This is a genomic window from Endozoicomonas sp. Z74, assembly GCF_057680865.1.
In genome coordinates, this window is the sequence record NZ_JBLYZI010000018.1 from 1 (window position 1) to 17,068 (window position 17,068).

Below are 17,068 nucleotides of genomic sequence, written 5' to 3' on the forward strand. Positions count from 1 at the left end.
AAGAACGCCAATGGAAACTCTGATAGATGGCAAAGAGATCTGGAAGGAAAAATTTGTAGCCTGAATTTGACCTGACAGACACCCTCTGAAAAATCGGTGACTGTCAGATCAGGTCTGAACTACTACACCTGACACTTTCAGCTATTGGAAGCCAGCTCATGGCTGGACAGTGTCTTCCGTTGAGTCATTTTTACTTTCAGCACCCTTCTGTATATGCTCCGGCGGCACCTGTAGAGTTTGTATCTGTACATAACGACGAACCAACACCCTCAGAGTATTGGCCATCTGACCGTTGAGCATCACACATCTATCGGTTTCTGAACTCTGCTGTCCAGTCTGGCAGTACGTCGACTGTACCCCACAAGCAACGACAATTGGACAAGCAACTGGCTCACCCCATTGAGCCGGTTGCTCACAGTCACCATCTCTGCTTTCAGCCAAGCTATAGTTCGAAGGCTTAACATCGTCACTCTTTTCTAGAAGTGCTCGGAGAAGGCGATACCTGTCCTTTGGTGGTTTCTCCTCTTCCACTGGAACTTCTGCTTTTTCTACATCCTTAGCTTGGCCTGTTGCTTCCGGTTCATCCTCCTCTTGAGCCAAATTGCCTGAATCAGATACATTGACCATCCCCCCAAAAGCAGTCAGGCCAAGACATGTTTCAGATACCGTTAAAGGCCGATCAGGATCTCCACCTTCATTATTTGTCAAAACAATTCCAGCTTGAACTTCCTTTTGCATCAAGCTGGATAAATCAGAACAGTCCATATCTTCCCCCCAAACTAATTCATCTTGCTCAGGTAACAAAGACAACTCATCTCCATTTTCAAATATCGAAAAATCGGCCTGAACATTATTTTCATTGAATGAGGGCTCTATATTGTTTGTAACCACTTGATCTTCACCCAGACTATCTAATATTTGTGTCATCCGAATATTTCTGACAGCCACATAATTGTGGTTGTAACTCCATAGCCCTGCATTTGAATGCAGCTCAGTTTTTTGGTGGAAAACCTCTCCTCGGTTTCTCGCACGAACTAAATTACGCCTTACAATATCCTTGTCCTTACCAACAAGAATATCTGAACTAAGCTCCCTCAGCTTCGCATAAATTGTACCTAAAGAAGCTGGACCAACTTCTTTTAACGCTGCCAGAACCCGGTTCATTGACACAGGCCCTTCACCTTTCTTGCGTCTTTTGGGAGGAGGTTCGCCAACATAATCATCCGGAATCTTTCCTTTGTTATTTTGGTTTGAATCATCACCACCTCCACCGTCATCCCCACCCCCAGAGCCACCGAGTAACAAACTACTGCCAGGTAGTCCTGAAATACCACTCACACCATCATCCTCTCTGACTTGACTACAGCTTGCCAAAACAGGGTCTGACGCCAATCCTGACAATGGAAAACAAACCAATATTAATTTTCTATCACGCTGGTGACCCACCGTATTTTCAGAAAGTGAAAAATCATGCAAATACTGTTCACCCTGAGCAGAATAGAAGCTATCAAAGGATTCCTCGCTCAATCGATCATTTTTTATTCCATAGAAAAACAAAAAAGCCATAGAAAAATAAGGACAGTTAGCCTCTGTTGACCACAAATCACCTGCTAAAGCACTATGAACAAGAAAGATAGAAATAAAAAAATGCAAAAATCTCATAAAATACAGCCAATGAAAATTCCTCCCTGATGGTTGAAAAACTTTCAACAAAATTAGACAAAGAACTGGATATTGGCAACTCAAACAAAGGACAGACAGCCCTATATCTCAAATTTCTCAAATATGAATACCGTATTCATAAATAACAAAAACCCTAAACAAAAAATTTTCTATTTTCCACAGAAGTGACTAAATTCCATATCCTCGGTTAAAAAACCGCCTTAATCACAAATATTGAATAAAACAGTAGATCAATACGCTTCCCATCAATAACACAGCAAAATACAACTTACTTGCCCCCCTGTTTCAGGGTTGAATGGACTTACCCGGTCATGGCTGTGGCGTTGCAAAAACCGTACTCAAAAATAAAGCCACCGCGCCCAGGGCCTGTTGATGGAGGGCTGGAGCATGGTTTTTGTGCCCCTCGACATCGAAAGCGTGCCCTGCACTGGGAAGCGTAATACTGGTAACCGGAAGTTGTTTAGCCTGCCATGACTGCATCAGGCTCTCACAGCTCCGGGGATTCAACAAGGTATCCTGCCCTGCATTGATGGCCAGTAGCGGTATCCTGCTGTTGAACTGGTAGCGGGCTCTGACCGGAAAATCGCAGTAAGGATAGTAAACCACAGCCGCTTTTACGCTGGCCATAATGTGGGGAGGGGTTGAAGCCAGGGCGTAGGGCGGCTTGCCATTGTATGAAAGGGCATCCAGGATAGCCCATCCGCCATGGGAGTAACCCAGCAGAGCGATGTTGTTCTTGTCCGCTTCAGGCTGCTTGCGGATATGGCCAATGGCAACATAGATATCTCCGGCTCTTTCTGAACCCCACAGGGCATAGCCACCACAGACCGTATCTTCCGTGAGCCCCCGCCCTTTATGGCTGTCCACCATTACCGCCATATACCCCCGGCTGACCAGCCACTCCATCCTTGGCACGGTTCTTTCCGGCTTGTCCCCTTCACAGCCGGGTATCAATATCACCACAGGGAATGGCCCCTTTCCGCTGGGAAGCCTGATAGAAATATGGGGGATAATGAGCTGGCCAAGCTGCTGCCAGTTTCGAGTGCCCACCAGCAATGCATCTCTGTACGGCCAGAAGTAGTTTAAAACCATCAGCATCCCCAATAGCGGAAGCAGAACAATCGACAGCTTCAAAGCTCTTTTACGGGGAAAAGATCGTTTCATAGACGCTCTCAATCAAACGAAAAGCCTACTGCAGTTGGCTTTCATTTCTGATGTTGTTGTTATTGAATCAGAGCACTGCCTATCGTTCTGATTTTCTCAGGCCACCACTTACTAAGCCCATTGGAGTAGCGGCTGACATCAACAATCGTTGAACCAGGGAGTTTGCCCCCTCATTGAACATGAAAGCCCAGCCCTTTCGCCTCATGGGTATAAGAAAAAGCACCGGGCACACAGGTACAGAGAGTCAATCCTCTTTCTGACGTTTCACCAGACGGTTCAATGCACCCAGAGAATGAAGGTGCGCATAAGTCCAGGCCAGCCATCCAGCATCAAACCACTTCTTGACCTTATCTTCCGGGATATCCGCCAGTTTTTTCTCGTCTATGGCAAACAACCCTTCCAGCCTTAATGGATTGTCTTTGTCCAGGAGAATCTGGAGGTTGAACGGCGTAAACAGATCAAGGTCTTTTAATTCCCCACAGTATTCAAGGGTATTCTTGTACTGCTGGTCATAGTTATTAAGAAACTCAATAATATTGTTCAGGGTTTCAGAGTTTTCTCCCTCTTCATTAAAGAGCTCCTCACCTTCCTCCCCTTTAAACTGGCTCGCTTTCTGGTCAAAACAGACCGTACCCTCATCGGTCAGGGCAAAGGGGTAGCGGCGGATAAACGCCGGAATATAACTGTCACTCCAACTGCCCGCTTCCCCCAGGTGCCTATGCCCTGCTTCCATCAGGGACAACAGGGCCAGAGGAAAGTAATCCCCCTGTTCATCCTTGCTGAACAGAACTGGCATATCCCGGCTGGCCTCGAAAAACTCAATGCCAGTCAGGGGGACGGAGTTCACGTCCTGGGTAAAGGAGTAATCCGAGGAGGCCTTGAACCGCAGCGTCTTGTGCGCCTCACGATTAAGGAATGTGGGATCATCATAAAACAGTAATGCTGCCATAGTACTAAGTCCGCTTTATTTTATAGACTGTTTATTGAGCTGACCTGAGTCTCAAATTCTCACACAGCCCAATCAAGGGTTCAATGAATATACAGTTATATGGTTGTGAAAAAGGGAAGCATAGTTGCTTTGATGAACCCTGCCAGTTGAGCAAGCTATTTTTCTTATTCCGGTTTATTCAAACCAGCGTGTATTAAATGACAGAAGTGTTACAGTTTTGTTTCAAGAGGACTAATTTATCGCCAGGCCCCCCCTGGCTAGGCCTGGGTAACTCGCATAGGTTATACCGAGGCTTCAGTAGCTGGTTTTGTGTCTTCGCCATGACCCCTACACCGTTTTCCCTCACCCCAGCCCTCTCCCAAAGGGAGAGGGGGTTTGACGGTGCAAATATCTAAAGCATCTCCCAGAGGGAGAGGGGGGGATGGTGCAAATATTTAAAGCCCTCTCTCAGACAGAGGGAGTTTGGCGGTGCAAACGTTTAAAGCCCTCTCTCAGACAGAGGGAGTTTGGCGGTGCAAACGTTTAAAGCCCTTTCTCAGGCAGAGGGAGTTTGCGGTGCAAACGTTTAAAGCCCTTTCTCAGGCAGAGGGAGTTTGCGGTGCAAACGTTTAAAGCCCTCTCCCTCTGGGAGAGGGTTTGGGTGAGGGCAAAAGCCAGCATACATTACCTCCCTGTAAATACCCCAAGATCCGCTCCAGGCGTTCTCGGGATACAGTACATCCCTGTACATAAAAAAACCCCGGCAGAGCCGGGGTTTTTCGGGGTTTCGAGATAAATTTTCGAGAAATGAAAATTTATTATTCGAAGATCTTGGCTACAACACCAGCACCTACGGTACGGCCACCTTCACGGATAGCGAAACGCAGGCCTTCTTCCATTGCTACTGGGTTGATCAGGGTAGCAACAAAGTTGATGTTGTCACCAGGCATTACCATTTCAACGCCTTCCTGCAGTTCTACAGCACCGGTCACGTCAGTGGTACGGAAGTAGAACTGTGGACGGTAGCCCTTGAAGAATGGAGTGTGACGACCACCTTCGTCCTTGGACAGAATGTAAACTTCTGCTTCGAACTTGGAGTGAGGAGTTACAGTTCCTGGCTTGATCAGACACTGACCACGCTCAACTTCTTCACGCTTGGTACCACGCAGCAGGGCACCGATGTTCTCACCAGCGCGGCCTTCGTCCAGCAGCTTGCGGAACATTTCAACGCCGGTAACAGTGGTCTTGGTGGTGTCTTTGATACCAACAATTTCCACTTCTTCACCAACAGTGATGATACCACGCTCAACACGGCCAGTTACTACGGTACCACGACCAGCGATGGAGAATACGTCCTCGATAGGCATCAGGAACGGCTGATCAATAGCACGCTCTGGCTCAGGGATGTACTCGTCCAGGGTTTCAACCAGCTTCTTAACAGCGGTAGTACCCATTTCGTTGTCGTCTTTACCTTCCAGAGCCATCAGGGCAGAACCGATGATGATTGGAGTGTCGTCGCCTGGGAACTCGTAAGTGTCCAGCAGCTCACGAACTTCCATTTCAACCAGTTCCAGCAGCTCTTCGTCGTCAACCATGTCGGCCTTGTTCAGGAATACGACGATGTAAGGAACGCCAACCTGACGGGACAGCAGGATGTGCTCACGAGTCTGAGGCATGGGGCCATCAGCAGCGGAACATACCAGGATAGCACCGTCCATCTGGGCAGCACCGGTGATCATGTTCTTAACGTAGTCAGCGTGTCCTGGGCAGTCTACGTGAGCGTAGTGACGGTTTGGAGAATCGTACTCTACGTGAGCAGTAGAGATGGTGATACCGCGCTCACGCTCTTCAGGAGCGTTGTCGATCTGAGAGAAGTCTTTAGCTTCGCCACCCCAGACTTCGGAGCATACACGAGTCAGTGCAGCAGTCAGAGTAGTTTTACCGTGGTCAACGTGACCGATGGTGCCGACGTTTACGTGCGGCTTCGAGCGTTCAAATTTTTCCTTAGCCATGTCTCTTGACCTTTGATATCAATGGTTCGGGGGTAGTCATACTAAACGCCGCATTCTAACAGCCCTTTCAGGCAGTTAGAACACGGTATTTGGTATTAACCCATGTTTTTAATGACCGCCTCAGCAATGCTGGCGGGCGCTTCGGCATACTCATGGAACTCCATGGAGTATGTAGCACGCCCCTGAGTTGCTGAACGCAGATCGGTAGCGTAGCCGAACATTTCACCCAGCGGCACCTGAGCGTTAATTACTTTGCCAGAAGGCGTGTCTTCCATGCCCTGAACAATGCCGCGACGACGGTTCAGGTCACCCATAACGTCCCCCATGTAGTCTTCCGGTGTGACCACCTCGACCTTCATCATGGGCTCCATCAGTACCGGGTTCGCCTGAGGCGCGTACTTCTTCAGTGCCTGGGATGCTGCGATTTTAAACGCCATTTCGTTGGAGTCAACATCGTGGAAAGATCCGTCGTACAGACGGGCCTTCAGACCCAGCAGAGGGTAGCCAGCGATGACACCGTTCTGCATCTGTTCTTCGATGCCTTTCTGGATTGCCGGGATGTATTCCTTCGGAATAACACCACCCACAATCTCGTTGATGAACTCCAGGCCTTCTTCTCCTGCTTCCGCAGGAGTGAATTCAATTACAACGTGGCCGTATTGACCCCGACCACCGGACTGCTTGGCAAACTTGTGGTTGGCATCGACGCCGCCCTTGAGCTTCTCACGGTAGGCCACCTGAGGCTTACCGATATTGGCTTCCACCTTGAACTCGCGACGCATACGGTCAACGATGATGTCCAGGTGCAGTTCACCCATACCGGAGATAATGGTCTGGCCACTCTCTTCGTCGGTGTGAACGCGGAAAGAGGGATCTTCCTGGGCCAACTTGCCCAGAGCGATGCCCATCTTTTCCTGATCAGCCTTGGTCTTCGGCTCAACCGCAACAGAGATAACCGGATCAGGAAACTCCATGCGCTCCAGAGTGATGACGCTGTCCATGGCACAAAGGGTGTCACCCGTAGTAACGTCCTTCATACCGATCAAGGCAACGATGTCACCGGCCAGACACTCTTTGAGCTCTTCACGGTTATTGGAGTGCATCTGCACCATCCGGCCAACACGCTCTTTCTTGTGTTTGACTGGATTATAAACCGTATCACCGGAGTTCAGGGTACCGGAGTAGTTCCGAACGAAGGTCAGAGTACCAACAAACGGATCAGTCGCGATTTTGAACGCCAGCGCAGAGAACGGAGCATTGTCGTCCGCTTCACGGGTTTCAACCGTGCCGTCCTTATCGTCCAGAACACCTTCGATCGCTTTTACTTCCTTCGGAGAAGGCATGTATTCGATCACTGCGTCCAGTACCGCCTGGACACCCTTGTTCTTGAACGCAGAACCACCGAAGACCGGGATGATTTCATTCGCCAGGGTACGGGCACGGATGCCGACCTTGATGTCTTCCTCGGACAGTTCACCTTCTTCCAGGTACTTGTCCATCAGTTCTTCGTTGGCTTCAGCGGCGGCTTCAACCAGGTACTCGCGCATTTCAGCGCAGGCGTCCGCCATATCGGCCGGGATGTCTTCATAAGTGAAGGACATACCCTGATCAGCTTCGCTCCAGATGATGGCCTTCATCTTGACCAGGTCAACCACACCCTTGAACTCGTCTTCAGCGCCAATGGTCATCTGCATTGGAACAGCATTGGCCTTCAAACGGTCACGGAGCTGGTCAATAACCATCTGGTAATCCGCACCGGTACGGTCCATCTTGTTAACGAAGACCATACGGGGGACTTCGTACTTGTCGGCCTGGCGCCAGACGGTTTCCGTCTGGGGCTGTACACCGGAAGAGCCACACAGAACCACAACAGCACCATCGAGTACCCGCAGGGAACGCTCTACTTCAATAGTGAAGTCAACGTGTCCGGGAGTGTCGATGATGTTGACACGATGCTCCTCAAACTGGGCATCCATACCACGCCAGAAACAGGTGGTCGCAGCAGAGGTGATGGTGATACCACGTTCCTGCTCCTGCTCCATCCAGTCCATGGTAGCAGCGCCGTCGTGAACTTCACCGATCTTATGGCTCAGACCGGTGTAGAACAGGACGCGCTCGGTAGTTGTTGTCTTACCCGCGTCAACATGGGCACAAATGCCAATGTTGCGATAGCGGTTAATCGGGGTTTTACGGGCCACGTCTCAATCCTCTGATTAGAAACGATAGTGAGAGAACGCCTTGTTGGCTTCAGCCATACGATGCACGTCTTCCCGCTTCTTGACAGCAGCACCCTTGCTCTCGGCAGCATCCATCAATTCTCCAGCCAGGCGGAGCTTCATGGACTTCTCACCACGCTTACGCGCAGCGTCTACCAGCCAGCGCATAGCCAGAGCAGTACGACGAGCCGGACGAACTTCAACTGGCACCTGGTAGGTCGCACCACCAACACGGCGGGACTTGACTTCTACCATAGGAGCGATGGTTTCCAGAGCCTTCTCGAACAGTTCCAGAGGCTCTTTATTGGTGCGTTCCTGAACTGCATCCAGAGCACCGTATACAATTTTCTCAGCGACGGATTTCTTGCCGCTGACCATCACATGGTTGATGAATTTGGTGAGTGTTTTGTTGCCAAACTTTGGATCTGGCAGCACGTCGCGCTTAGCGACTACGCGTCTTCTTGGCATGATAAGCCCTCTACGTCGGTCTTCAGGTAATCCAGGATGCTCTTTTGATTCACTCAAAAGGACCCGGCCTTACTCTCATCAACCTGATCTTCAATTCTGGCTCTTGCGAGCAGTCTTGCGAGCAACACTGTATTAAATGTTGCCTTGCCTGTGTTTTACAGGCAGAAACTCAAGTCAGATCCGGGATCAGGACTTAGGCTTCTTGGTACCGTACTTGGAACGGCCCTGCTTACGGTCGTTAACACCCTGGGTATCCAGGCTACCGCGAACGGTGTGGTAACGAACACCTGGCAAATCCTTTACACGACCGCCACGGATCAGCACTACGCTGTGCTCCTGGAGGTTGTGGCCTTCACCACCGATGTAAGAAGTCACCTCAAAGCCATTGGTCAGACGCACACGACAAACTTTACGCAGCGCAGAGTTAGGCTTCTTGGGGGTGGTTGTGTATACACGGGTGCAAACCCCGCGACGTTGTGGGCAGGCCTGCAGCGCAGGCACGTCGGTCTTTTTGACCTTGCGCTTACGGGGCTTGCGCACCAGCTGGTTAATAGTTGCCATTCAGCGAACTCCAATCGTTTCTATTTCTTCGGATTCAACCCGTCAGAGGATTACCGGATGTAAATCCGCGCTTTAAACAGCAAAAGTCGGCGCAAACCGACTTCCACCACCTTGGACTGCCAATAGACCAAGGGCAAAATAAAGCGGACAGATTTTACGGAGGAAGCAAACGGCCGTCAAGGATTATCCTTCTTTTGGCGTACAAGCGCTCCCCGGCAGGATATCCCTAGGGGCGGGGTGTTTCCCACAAAGCACCGGGAGCGCAACTGGGAACGAGAGGCATTAAAATAGATATTTTCCACTTCTTTGTTTACTTTTGGTTCTCTATCTGGCTGAAAGCCTTTAAACTATGCCGCTGATTTTTTTCCATGAACAATCGAGCATCTCATGTCAGATCTCTCTAAATATAGAAATATTGGTATCTTCGCACACGTCGATGCCGGTAAAACAACCACCACCGAGCGTATCCTGAAGCTGACCGGTAAAATCCACAAAACCGGTGAAGTCCATGATGGTGAATCCACCACTGACTTCATGGAACAGGAAGCTGAGCGCGGCATTACTATCCAGTCTGCTGCGATCACCACATTCTGGAATGATCACCGCCTGAACGTTATCGATACTCCAGGACACGTAGACTTCACCGTAGAAGTGTACCGCTCCCTGAAAGTACTGGATGGCGGTATCGGTGTATTCTGTGGTTCCGGTGGGGTTGAGCCTCAGTCCGAAACCAACTGGCGCTACGCGGATGAATCCGGTGTATCCCGTATCATCTTCGTTAACAAGCTGGATCGTCTGGGGGCTGATTTCTATCGAGTCACCGATCAGGTCAAGAAAGTTCTGGGCGCTAACCCGCTGATCATGACCCTGCCCATCGGCACTGAAGACGATTTTGTAGGTGTTGTCGATGTCCTGAGCCAGAAAGCTTACGTATGGGACGACACCGGTCTGCCAGAAAACTTCTCCATTCAGGACATCCCTGCGGACATGGTTGATGATGCTCAGATGTACCGCGAGCAACTGATCGAAACCGCTGTTGAAATGGACGACGACCTGATGATGGCGTACATGGAAGGTGAAGAGCCCTCCATCGACCAGATCAAGGCCTGCATCCGCAAGGGTACCCGTGAGCTGGCATTCTTCCCCACTTACTGTGGTTCCGCCTTCAAGAACAAGGGTATCCAGCTGGTTCTGGACGCGGTTGTTGACTACCTGCCCTCCCCTACGGAAGTTGAGCCTCAGCCTCTGACGGACGAAATGGGTGAACCTACTGGCGAAGTCGCTACTGTTGCCATTGAAGAGCCTTTCCGCGCACTGGCCTTCAAGATCATGGACGACCGTTTCGGAGCCCTGACCTTTATCCGTGTCTACTCCGGTGTCCTGAACAAGGGCGACACCATACTGAACTCCTTCACCGGCAAGACCGAGCGTATCGGCCGGATGTGTGAGATGGAGGCGGATGAGCGTAAGGAACTGACCTCTGCACAGGCCGGTGACATCATCGCGGTTGTGGGTATGAAGAACGTACAGACCGGTCACACCCTGTGTTCTCCAAATAACCCATGCACACTGGAAGCCATGGTATTCCCTGATCCGGTCATCTCCATCGCCGTTGCTCCCAAGGACAAGGGCGGTTCCGAGAAGATGGGTATCGCCATCGGCAAGATGGTGGCTGAAGATCCGACCTTCCTGGTTCACACCGACGAAGACAGCGGTCAGACCATCCTGCGCGGCATGGGCGAACTGCACCTGGATATCAAGATCGACATCCTGAAGCGTACTTACGGTGTTGATCTGGAAGTGGGTGAGCCTCAGGTGGCTTACCGTGAAACCATCACTGCTGAAGTGGAAGATTCTTACACTCACAAGAAGCAGTCTGGTGGTTCCGGCCAATACGGTAAGATCGACTACCGCATCAAGCCCGGCGAGAAGAACTCTGGCCTTACCTTCACTTCTACGGTTGTGGGCGGTAACGTACCCAAGGAATTCTTCCCAGCCATTGAGAAGGGCTTCGCCAGCATGATGGACAACGGCGTTCTGGCCGGCTTCCCGGTTCTGGACGTTGAAATTGAGCTGTTCGACGGTGCCTACCACGCCGTTGACTCCTCTGCCATCGCGTTCGAACTGGCAGCCCGTGGCGCCTTCCGTCAATCCATCCCCAAGGCACAGCCCAAGCTGCTCGAGCCGATCATGAAGGTTGACGTGTTCACTCCAGACGATCACGTGGGTGACGTTATTGGTGACCTGAACCGCCGTCGTGGCATGATCGAAGGTCAGGAAGCAGGCGGTACCGGCGTTCGCATCAAGGCTAACGTACCTCTGTCTGAAATGTTCGGTTACATCGGTTCCCTGCGTACCATGACTTCCGGTCGTGGCCAGTTCTCCATGGAATTCGATCACTACGCTCAGTGCCCACAGAATGTCGCTGACAAGGTTATCGAAGAAGAGAAAGCACGCCAGGCTGAGAAGAAGAAGTAATTCTTTTACCGATGCCTGAAGCCTGTCGGACTTATGCGTTCGAACACAAGTCCGATAGGCACCCGGATAGCAGATAAACCGACGGGATCTTTTATCGTGGTTTATCTGCTATCCGGGGCTTTGCCAGTACGGGCCTATTTCTTAAACCCCTAAACGCCCGTATAGCAACAAAACAAAGTTCTACTCCTCTAATGACCGCTCACTCTCATAAGGGTCGTTTGGCAGCGAATCTCCGGCAATGGTATCGGTATCGGTCATAGACATGAAGCTACTGTCCATACCCGCATTGGCAAAAGACATAAGGCTATCCACTCCCGCGCCGTCATCCAGATTCCTCCGTAAAACAGTCTCATTCACCCTGTTCTCACGAATCATCCTAGCGTCCTCCCGACCCTGCTGATCCATATTCCGCTTCAAGTGAATCTCTTCAAGAAACGGAGTCCTCTCCCGAGGAGCATAACCAAAAGTGGTGAACCGCGGCGGCGGGCAAGGACCGATTTTCGGACGAACATCGCTCTTATTTGCCCGAACCAATTGCCCATCCTCAGCGCCAGGCACCATTGAGGGCAGATCCAAACTGCCAAATCCCTCTGAACCATCATTCTCCCACTCATAACCGGTCTGTCCCTGCTGCTCAGCAGCATGAACGCCGCCCTCTTCTTCATCAAACTGATAATTACGGACACTCCACAGCGCTTTCAATGCACGCTCCTCTTCCTCTGAGGGTGACAGCCACAACCTCTTTGTCCAGTCAGATTCTTCCGACATCAATAAACAGTGGGCACCTTTTTCTCTGTTTTCTTCATCATTATCATCAGATCGGTTGTCTTCAGTCCTCTCCAAATCACCATAAAACGGCTTAAGGGATACAAACTCATCCTCGTCAAATGAGGAGTCTGAAGACTGGCTGACAACTTCCTGTTCACCCCCCCCCCCTACAGCTTCCAGTTCGCCTGCACCACTTCGAAAAATATGAGGGTAATCACGCTTAACCACATCCATCCGCTTTAATCGAAGCAATCCTCTCACTTCTAAAGCCTCACAGTCCTCCTCTACCACTACTCCGGAGTCCTGTCTTTCCGCCAACAGGACAACACCATTAACGGCTCTGACAACATCTTCTTTGAAAGTTACTGTCTTTTCCCCTCTTAACCAACCACCCCAGCTAACATCAGGGGATTGAAAACGCGGTGTGACACCAGCACGAGTAGGCCGATGACTTTCCTTAATCTGCTCTTCTATCTTTGTTTCAGAAGGCTTCAGCGCAAACAGATCGGGCCGTTGAATAATCTTTTCGGTAAGCTCTTTTATGCCCTCCAACACCTCAGGCTTGTTCTTAATCTCTTCAGCAAGCCGGAACACCTTATGCCATTTATTGCCAATTTCCTGCAACTGGTGAACGACCTCAAGGGTCATATCTGGAGAAACAAGCTCAACCAATGCCATTCCTGACTTAATACACCTTAACCGCTCAGTAGCTGCCGTGCTCGTCTCAACGGGCGAAAGCTCAAGCATATTCTTGATAGCCCCCTCAAAAGTATCATCCAATACTGTTTTTCTCACCTCGGCAAAGTCAATCACGGCCTGATCAAATTCATCTACTTCGAGCGGCTCTCGCTCGGATTCCTTGCAGAGGCTGGCCAGCGCCACGCAATAATCAGCCCTATTCTCAGGAGTCTTTCTTTCCAATTGCACCGTTTCCGATTGAAAAAGCTCCATCAAAATTTCTAAATAAGAAGAATGCTCTATTTCATCCTGAAAAAAATGATTAAGAACCTTGCAGACATCTGAAGCACTCAATCCCGACCGCAACATATCACAGAACAAATTACTAAATCGATCTTCAGAAAACCCATTCAACCAAATCCGACTGAATTGATTCACGATATCAACAGGCACTTCACCAGGTTTAATATTTTTACTGTAAAAATCCAATAACTCCTCATGATTCCCAAGAAATTCCTGGAGCGCCCCCCAATTTTCACGAACACTTTTCTCACCAGCCATTTCAGCTTTATCCTTTGCATTCCTGTGCATTGCCGAAACGTACTCAAGCTTTCTATCTAAAGGCTGATTAGCCAAGTTTCCTGCAAATTGCTTGGCTGCCTTTTGCCAGCCCAGCCCCTTTTCCAAAGCGATTTCCAGCTCCTGAAACTCCTTAAAATAAGAACTTCCCCAATCTGAAGCGACCTTTTCCTCCAAATCAATACATTGATCTCTACTACCAAAAGGAAGCTCCTTAATTCCATCCACAACCTTTACATGCCGTTCACACAGAGGCTTCCCTTTGAAACCAGCCACCTCACGAAAATGCTCAGATCCCCTGAAATAATCTACAATCACCCTCCTAATAAAATTTTGCCCCTCTGCAAGCGGAACATCAATCCGACCAAATCGATAACCCCATGGTCTCTTTGCAATATCTCTTAATTTGGGTTTCTCATCCTCTAAAACAACATCCTTTTCCATCAACTCTTTCGAAGAAGGTTGCTTCTCTCCATTATCACGGGCAATCTGCGCACTCAATGCCAAAAAATGGTCATGCAATGAATCCATTGTATTAATACCTCGAGGTTTATATAAGTTATTAACGGGTGACAACTCTTCAAAAGCCATCAAACAAGTTAATCAAGCAGCCTTTTAAAAGGCAATTATCATCCATTGCCCCTAATGACCATCAAATTCAACATTAGTTCCATTGCCATCTTTGATTGAGATAAAAAACAAATAAATCTCCCTTAAAGCACTGTTACAAAAATAAATTCATTGCTACTTCTCCTGACAAGAGAGGGGAGCAAAATGTTTTTCTTTCACTATGGGCATTTGTGATACAGTACCGACCAATCTTCACCTGCAACGATACAAGGTCTATGAAACGCGAACTGGCAATTGAATTCTCCCGAGTCACCGAAGCAGCCGCCCTGGCCGGCTACAAATGGCTGGGCCGAGGCGACAAAAACGCAGCAGACGGCGCTGCGGTTGAAGCCATGCGTGCCATGTTGAACAAAGTCGACATGGAAGGAGAGATCGTTATTGGCGAAGGCGAGATCGATGAAGCCCCCATGCTCTACATTGGCGAAAAGGTAGGCACCGGCTCCGGCGAGAGTGTGGACATTGCCGTGGACCCCATTGAAGGCACCCGCATGACCGCCATGGGGCAAAATAACGCTATTGCTGTGCTGGCCGCCGGGGAGAAAGGCTCTTTCCTGAAAGCTCCGGATATGTACATGGAAAAGCTGGTGTGCGGCCCGGGAGCCAAAGGCATTATTGACCTCACCCTGGGGTTGAAAGAAAACATCCAGAACGTGGCCAAGGCTCTCCACAAACCCGTGGAAAGCCTGGTGGTCATCACCCTGGCCAAACCCCGCCACGATTCAGCCATTGCCATGATGCAGGCCATGGGGGTCAAGGTCTTTGCCATTCCCGACGGCGATGTGGCAGCTTCTATTCTGACCTGTATGCCCGATAGCGAAGTTGACCTGATGTACTGCGTAGGGGGGGCACCGGAGGGTGTGGTGTCTGCTGCTGTGATTCGTGCACTGGGCGGAGATATGCAGGGTCGGCTGGTCACTCGGGATCAAGCCAAGGGAGAGACACCGGAAAATATTGAAGCGGGTCGCGAGGAAAGACGAAGGTGCCAGGAGATGGGCGTTGAGCCGGGGGTGGTACTGCGCATGGACGATATGGCCAGCTCTGACAACGTGGTTTTCTCAGCCACGGGCATCACCAAAGGCGACCTGTTGCAGGGCATTACCCGTAATGGCAATATCGCCACCTCCGAAACCCTGGTGGTCCGAGGCAAGTCCAGAACCATTCGCCGAATCCAGTCCAGCCATTACCTGGATCGCAAAGACGACGAAATCAAAAAGATCATTCTTTAATTTCTCCACCCCACCCTCACAACCGCTCCCGTCACTGAACGGGAGCTTCATCCCGAATAGGTAAAGAGAGCCGGATCATGAGCTGCCATCGAATCAACGAGTTGATTGAGCTGCTGACCCCCGAATGGCAAAAGCAGGGCCACTTGAACCTGGTTGAAATCCTGGAAACCCTGGCCAGTGAAGCAGGCCATAAAGGCTCTCTGAGCCAGGTTACGGACGATCAGCTGATCTATCACCTGAAAATGAAGAGCGAAGCCCCGGATGCCATGATTCCGGGTATCGCCAAAGATGTGGAAGTGGACTTCAAAGCGGCTCTGCTGAAAGCCCGGGGCTTGAAATAACCCAGACAAAAGACGCTGGCTCCAACCTCACAGCAGCCGATACAAGGGGCTCTAACAACGACTTTGAGGATAGCCATGCCCCTTGGCCGGTCGGGTTTCATCAAACTCACCCAAAGAACAGTCTGCCTTCTGGCCATTTATTCCATGGGCGGCCAAGGCGCCCCGGTGGAATCCTGGTATCAGAAGGTATGGTGCCGCGGAATGGGTGGAAAAGTTGAGTTTCGACTGGACGATGGCCGACGCATTGATTGCCTGACGAAAAGCCATGCCATTGAAGTGGAGTTTGCCCATAACTGGCCGGAAGCAGTTGGACAGTCTCTCGATTACAGCATGCTCACGGACAGGGAGGCCGGCATCGTGCTGATCCTGACTCGACCCACTGACGATCAGCATTGGCAACGCCTCAACAAGCTAGTCCAGCATTATCAGCTGCCGATCAGGCTCTGGAAACTAGGACCATAGAACCGTTTATTAAGTGCGCTCAGCCCAGACAAAGAACTCCCGATTCCCATCCCCGCCCTGAATAGGACTTTCAAAATACCCCTGCACCTTCAGGCCCAGCTGCTGACACAGGCCGGTTATTTTGCTCTTCACTTCCGGGTAAAGAGCCGCATCCCGAACAATTCCTCCCTTGCCCAGGCCCGATGGGCCTACTTCAAACTGGGGCTTAACCAGGCTCAGAAGCTGACCACCCGGTTTCAGCAGTGGTGCCAGCGATGGCAGGATTTTGGTCTGGGAAATAAACGACACATCCATCACCGCCAAATCAAAACCACCCCCACCGGTCGTGTATTCCAGGAGAGACAAAGGCAATTCCCGGGCGTTCATCCCTTCCAGACAAACCACCCGGCCATCCCCTCGAAGAGAGTCCACCAGCTGGTCATGGCCCACTTCAATCCCCACCACCTTGGCGGCACCGGACTGCAGAGCACAATCAGTGAAACCACCGGTAGACTGCCCAACATCAATCACTTCATGGTTCGTGATATCCAGACTGGAAACCGAAAGTGCACCAGCAAGTTTCATCCCACCTCTTGAGACAAAGCGATCTGCTGCGTCCAGCTCCACTTTAATCTCTACCCCATCCGGATATTTCTGCCCGGCTTTTTTCGGCGCTTCCCAACCACCGCCCATTTGAACCTGCACACGGCCTTCTGCAATCAAACGCTGGGCCCTGCTGCGGGACGACACCTTTCCCTGGCTCACCAGTAACTGGTCAATTCGCTGCATTGTTCCTACACCTTTTGTTCAACAAATGCCCATAGCGAAAGAAAAACAGTGTGCACCAACATCAGCTGCGATAAATGAAGAAGCACACTGTTTTTCATGGAAAAAA

At 50.4% G+C, this 17,068-nt stretch carries 13 protein-coding genes; 4 read left to right on the top strand and 9 right to left on the bottom strand.

Going from position 1 to position 17,068, the window contains the following annotated elements; all coding sequences use genetic code 11:
• Positions 1-156: 156 nt before the first annotated feature.
• The 7 genes from ACNRUY_RS07355 to rpsL form a co-directional block, all read right to left on the bottom strand.
• Positions 157-1,662 carry a hypothetical protein gene (locus ACNRUY_RS07355; RefSeq protein WP_488111005.1) on the bottom strand — a complete coding sequence of 502 codons (1,506 nt, stop codon included), beginning with the start codon at positions 1,660-1,662 and terminating at the stop codon, positions 157-159.
• Positions 1,663-1,992: 330 nt separating this feature from the next.
• Positions 1,993-2,847: a dienelactone hydrolase family protein gene (locus tag ACNRUY_RS07360; protein ID WP_488111006.1), complete on the bottom strand. Its 855-nt coding sequence runs from the start codon at positions 2,845-2,847 to the stop codon at positions 1,993-1,995.
• A 244-nt stretch (positions 2,848-3,091) separates the two neighbouring features.
• Positions 3,092-3,796 carry a SapC family protein gene (locus tag ACNRUY_RS07365; RefSeq protein ID WP_488111007.1) on the bottom strand — a complete coding sequence of 235 codons (705 nt, stop codon included), beginning with the start codon at positions 3,794-3,796 and terminating at the stop codon, positions 3,092-3,094.
• Between the two features lie 797 nt (positions 3,797-4,593).
• Entirely contained in the window at positions 4,594-5,787 is a 1,194-nt protein-coding gene (gene tuf, locus ACNRUY_RS07370; protein ID WP_488111008.1) for an elongation factor Tu, read from the bottom strand.
• Between the two features lie 95 nt (positions 5,788-5,882).
• Positions 5,883-7,985, bottom strand: coding sequence for an elongation factor G (fusA, locus tag ACNRUY_RS07375; protein WP_488111009.1), 2,103 nt, complete (start codon positions 7,983-7,985; stop codon positions 5,883-5,885).
• Positions 7,986-8,000: 15 nt separating this feature from the next.
• Positions 8,001-8,471, bottom strand: coding sequence for a 30S ribosomal protein S7 (rpsG, locus tag ACNRUY_RS07380; RefSeq protein WP_488111010.1), 471 nt, complete (start codon positions 8,469-8,471; stop codon positions 8,001-8,003).
• 186 nt (positions 8,472-8,657) lie between these two features.
• Positions 8,658-9,032 (bottom strand): 30S ribosomal protein S12, encoded by a 375-nt coding sequence (gene rpsL / locus ACNRUY_RS07385; RefSeq protein WP_034841716.1) that lies wholly within the window; start codon positions 9,030-9,032, stop codon positions 8,658-8,660.
• 387 nt (positions 9,033-9,419) lie between these two features.
• Here rpsL and fusA (ACNRUY_RS07390) point away from each other — a divergent pair, with 387 nt between their 5' ends.
• Entirely contained in the window at positions 9,420-11,510 is a 2,091-nt protein-coding gene (fusA, locus tag ACNRUY_RS07390; RefSeq protein ID WP_488111011.1) for an elongation factor G, read from the top strand.
• Positions 11,511-11,690: 180 nt separating this feature from the next.
• Here the strand turns inward: fusA (ACNRUY_RS07390) and ACNRUY_RS07395 are convergent, their stop codons facing one another.
• Entirely contained in the window at positions 11,691-14,066 is a 2,376-nt protein-coding gene (locus ACNRUY_RS07395; protein ID WP_488111012.1) for a hypothetical protein, read from the bottom strand.
• 314 nt (positions 14,067-14,380) lie between these two features.
• Here ACNRUY_RS07395 and glpX point away from each other — a divergent pair, with 314 nt between their 5' ends.
• The 3 genes from glpX (at position 14,381) to ACNRUY_RS07410 (ending at position 16,194) form a co-directional block, all read left to right on the top strand.
• The gene (gene glpX, locus ACNRUY_RS07400) at positions 14,381-15,391 is read left to right on the top strand and encodes a class II fructose-bisphosphatase (protein ID WP_488111013.1); all 1,011 of its coding nucleotides are present in this window, start codon (positions 14,381-14,383) and stop codon (positions 15,389-15,391) included.
• A 77-nt stretch (positions 15,392-15,468) separates the two neighbouring features.
• A complete protein-coding gene (locus tag ACNRUY_RS07405; protein ID WP_488111014.1) occupies positions 15,469-15,732 on the top strand; it encodes a YihD family protein in 264 nt (87 codons plus the stop codon).
• Between the two features lie 201 nt (positions 15,733-15,933).
• Positions 15,934-16,194 carry a hypothetical protein gene (locus tag ACNRUY_RS07410; protein ID WP_488111015.1) on the top strand — a complete coding sequence of 87 codons (261 nt, stop codon included), beginning with the start codon at positions 15,934-15,936 and terminating at the stop codon, positions 16,192-16,194.
• Positions 16,195-16,203: 9 nt separating this feature from the next.
• Here the strand turns inward: ACNRUY_RS07410 and ACNRUY_RS07415 are convergent, their stop codons facing one another.
• Positions 16,204-16,962, bottom strand: coding sequence for a TlyA family RNA methyltransferase (locus tag ACNRUY_RS07415; protein ID WP_488111016.1), 759 nt, complete (start codon positions 16,960-16,962; stop codon positions 16,204-16,206).
• Between the last annotated feature and the right edge of the window lie 106 nt (positions 16,963-17,068).

Bases quoted from the DNA above. Each gene is read 5' to 3' on its own strand.
- ACNRUY_RS07415 (WP_488111016.1), bottom strand. From the start codon at position 16,962: ATGCAGCGAATTGACCAGTTACTGGTGAGCCAGGGAAAGGTGTCGTCC.
- rpsG (WP_488111010.1), bottom strand. From the start codon at position 8,471: ATGCCAAGAAGACGCGTAGTCGCTAAGCGCGACGTGCTGCCAGATCCA.
- ACNRUY_RS07405 (WP_488111014.1), top strand. From the start codon at position 15,469: ATGAGCTGCCATCGAATCAACGAGTTGATTGAGCTGCTGACCCCCGAA.
- ACNRUY_RS07360 (WP_488111006.1), bottom strand. From the start codon at position 2,847: ATGAAACGATCTTTTCCCCGTAAAAGAGCTTTGAAGCTGTCGATTGTT.
- fusA (WP_488111011.1), top strand. From the start codon at position 9,420: ATGTCAGATCTCTCTAAATATAGAAATATTGGTATCTTCGCACACGTC.
- ACNRUY_RS07365 (WP_488111007.1), bottom strand. From the start codon at position 3,796: ATGGCAGCATTACTGTTTTATGATGATCCCACATTCCTTAATCGTGAG.
- rpsL (WP_034841716.1), bottom strand. From the start codon at position 9,032: ATGGCAACTATTAACCAGCTGGTGCGCAAGCCCCGTAAGCGCAAGGTC.
- ACNRUY_RS07355 (WP_488111005.1), bottom strand. From the start codon at position 1,662: ATGAGATTTTTGCATTTTTTTATTTCTATCTTTCTTGTTCATAGTGCT.
- ACNRUY_RS07410 (WP_488111015.1), top strand. From the start codon at position 15,934: ATGGGTGGAAAAGTTGAGTTTCGACTGGACGATGGCCGACGCATTGAT.
- ACNRUY_RS07395 (WP_488111012.1), bottom strand. From the start codon at position 14,066: ATGGATTCATTGCATGACCATTTTTTGGCATTGAGTGCGCAGATTGCC.
- tuf (WP_488111008.1), bottom strand. From the start codon at position 5,787: ATGGCTAAGGAAAAATTTGAACGCTCGAAGCCGCACGTAAACGTCGGC.
- glpX (WP_488111013.1), top strand. From the start codon at position 14,381: ATGAAACGCGAACTGGCAATTGAATTCTCCCGAGTCACCGAAGCAGCC.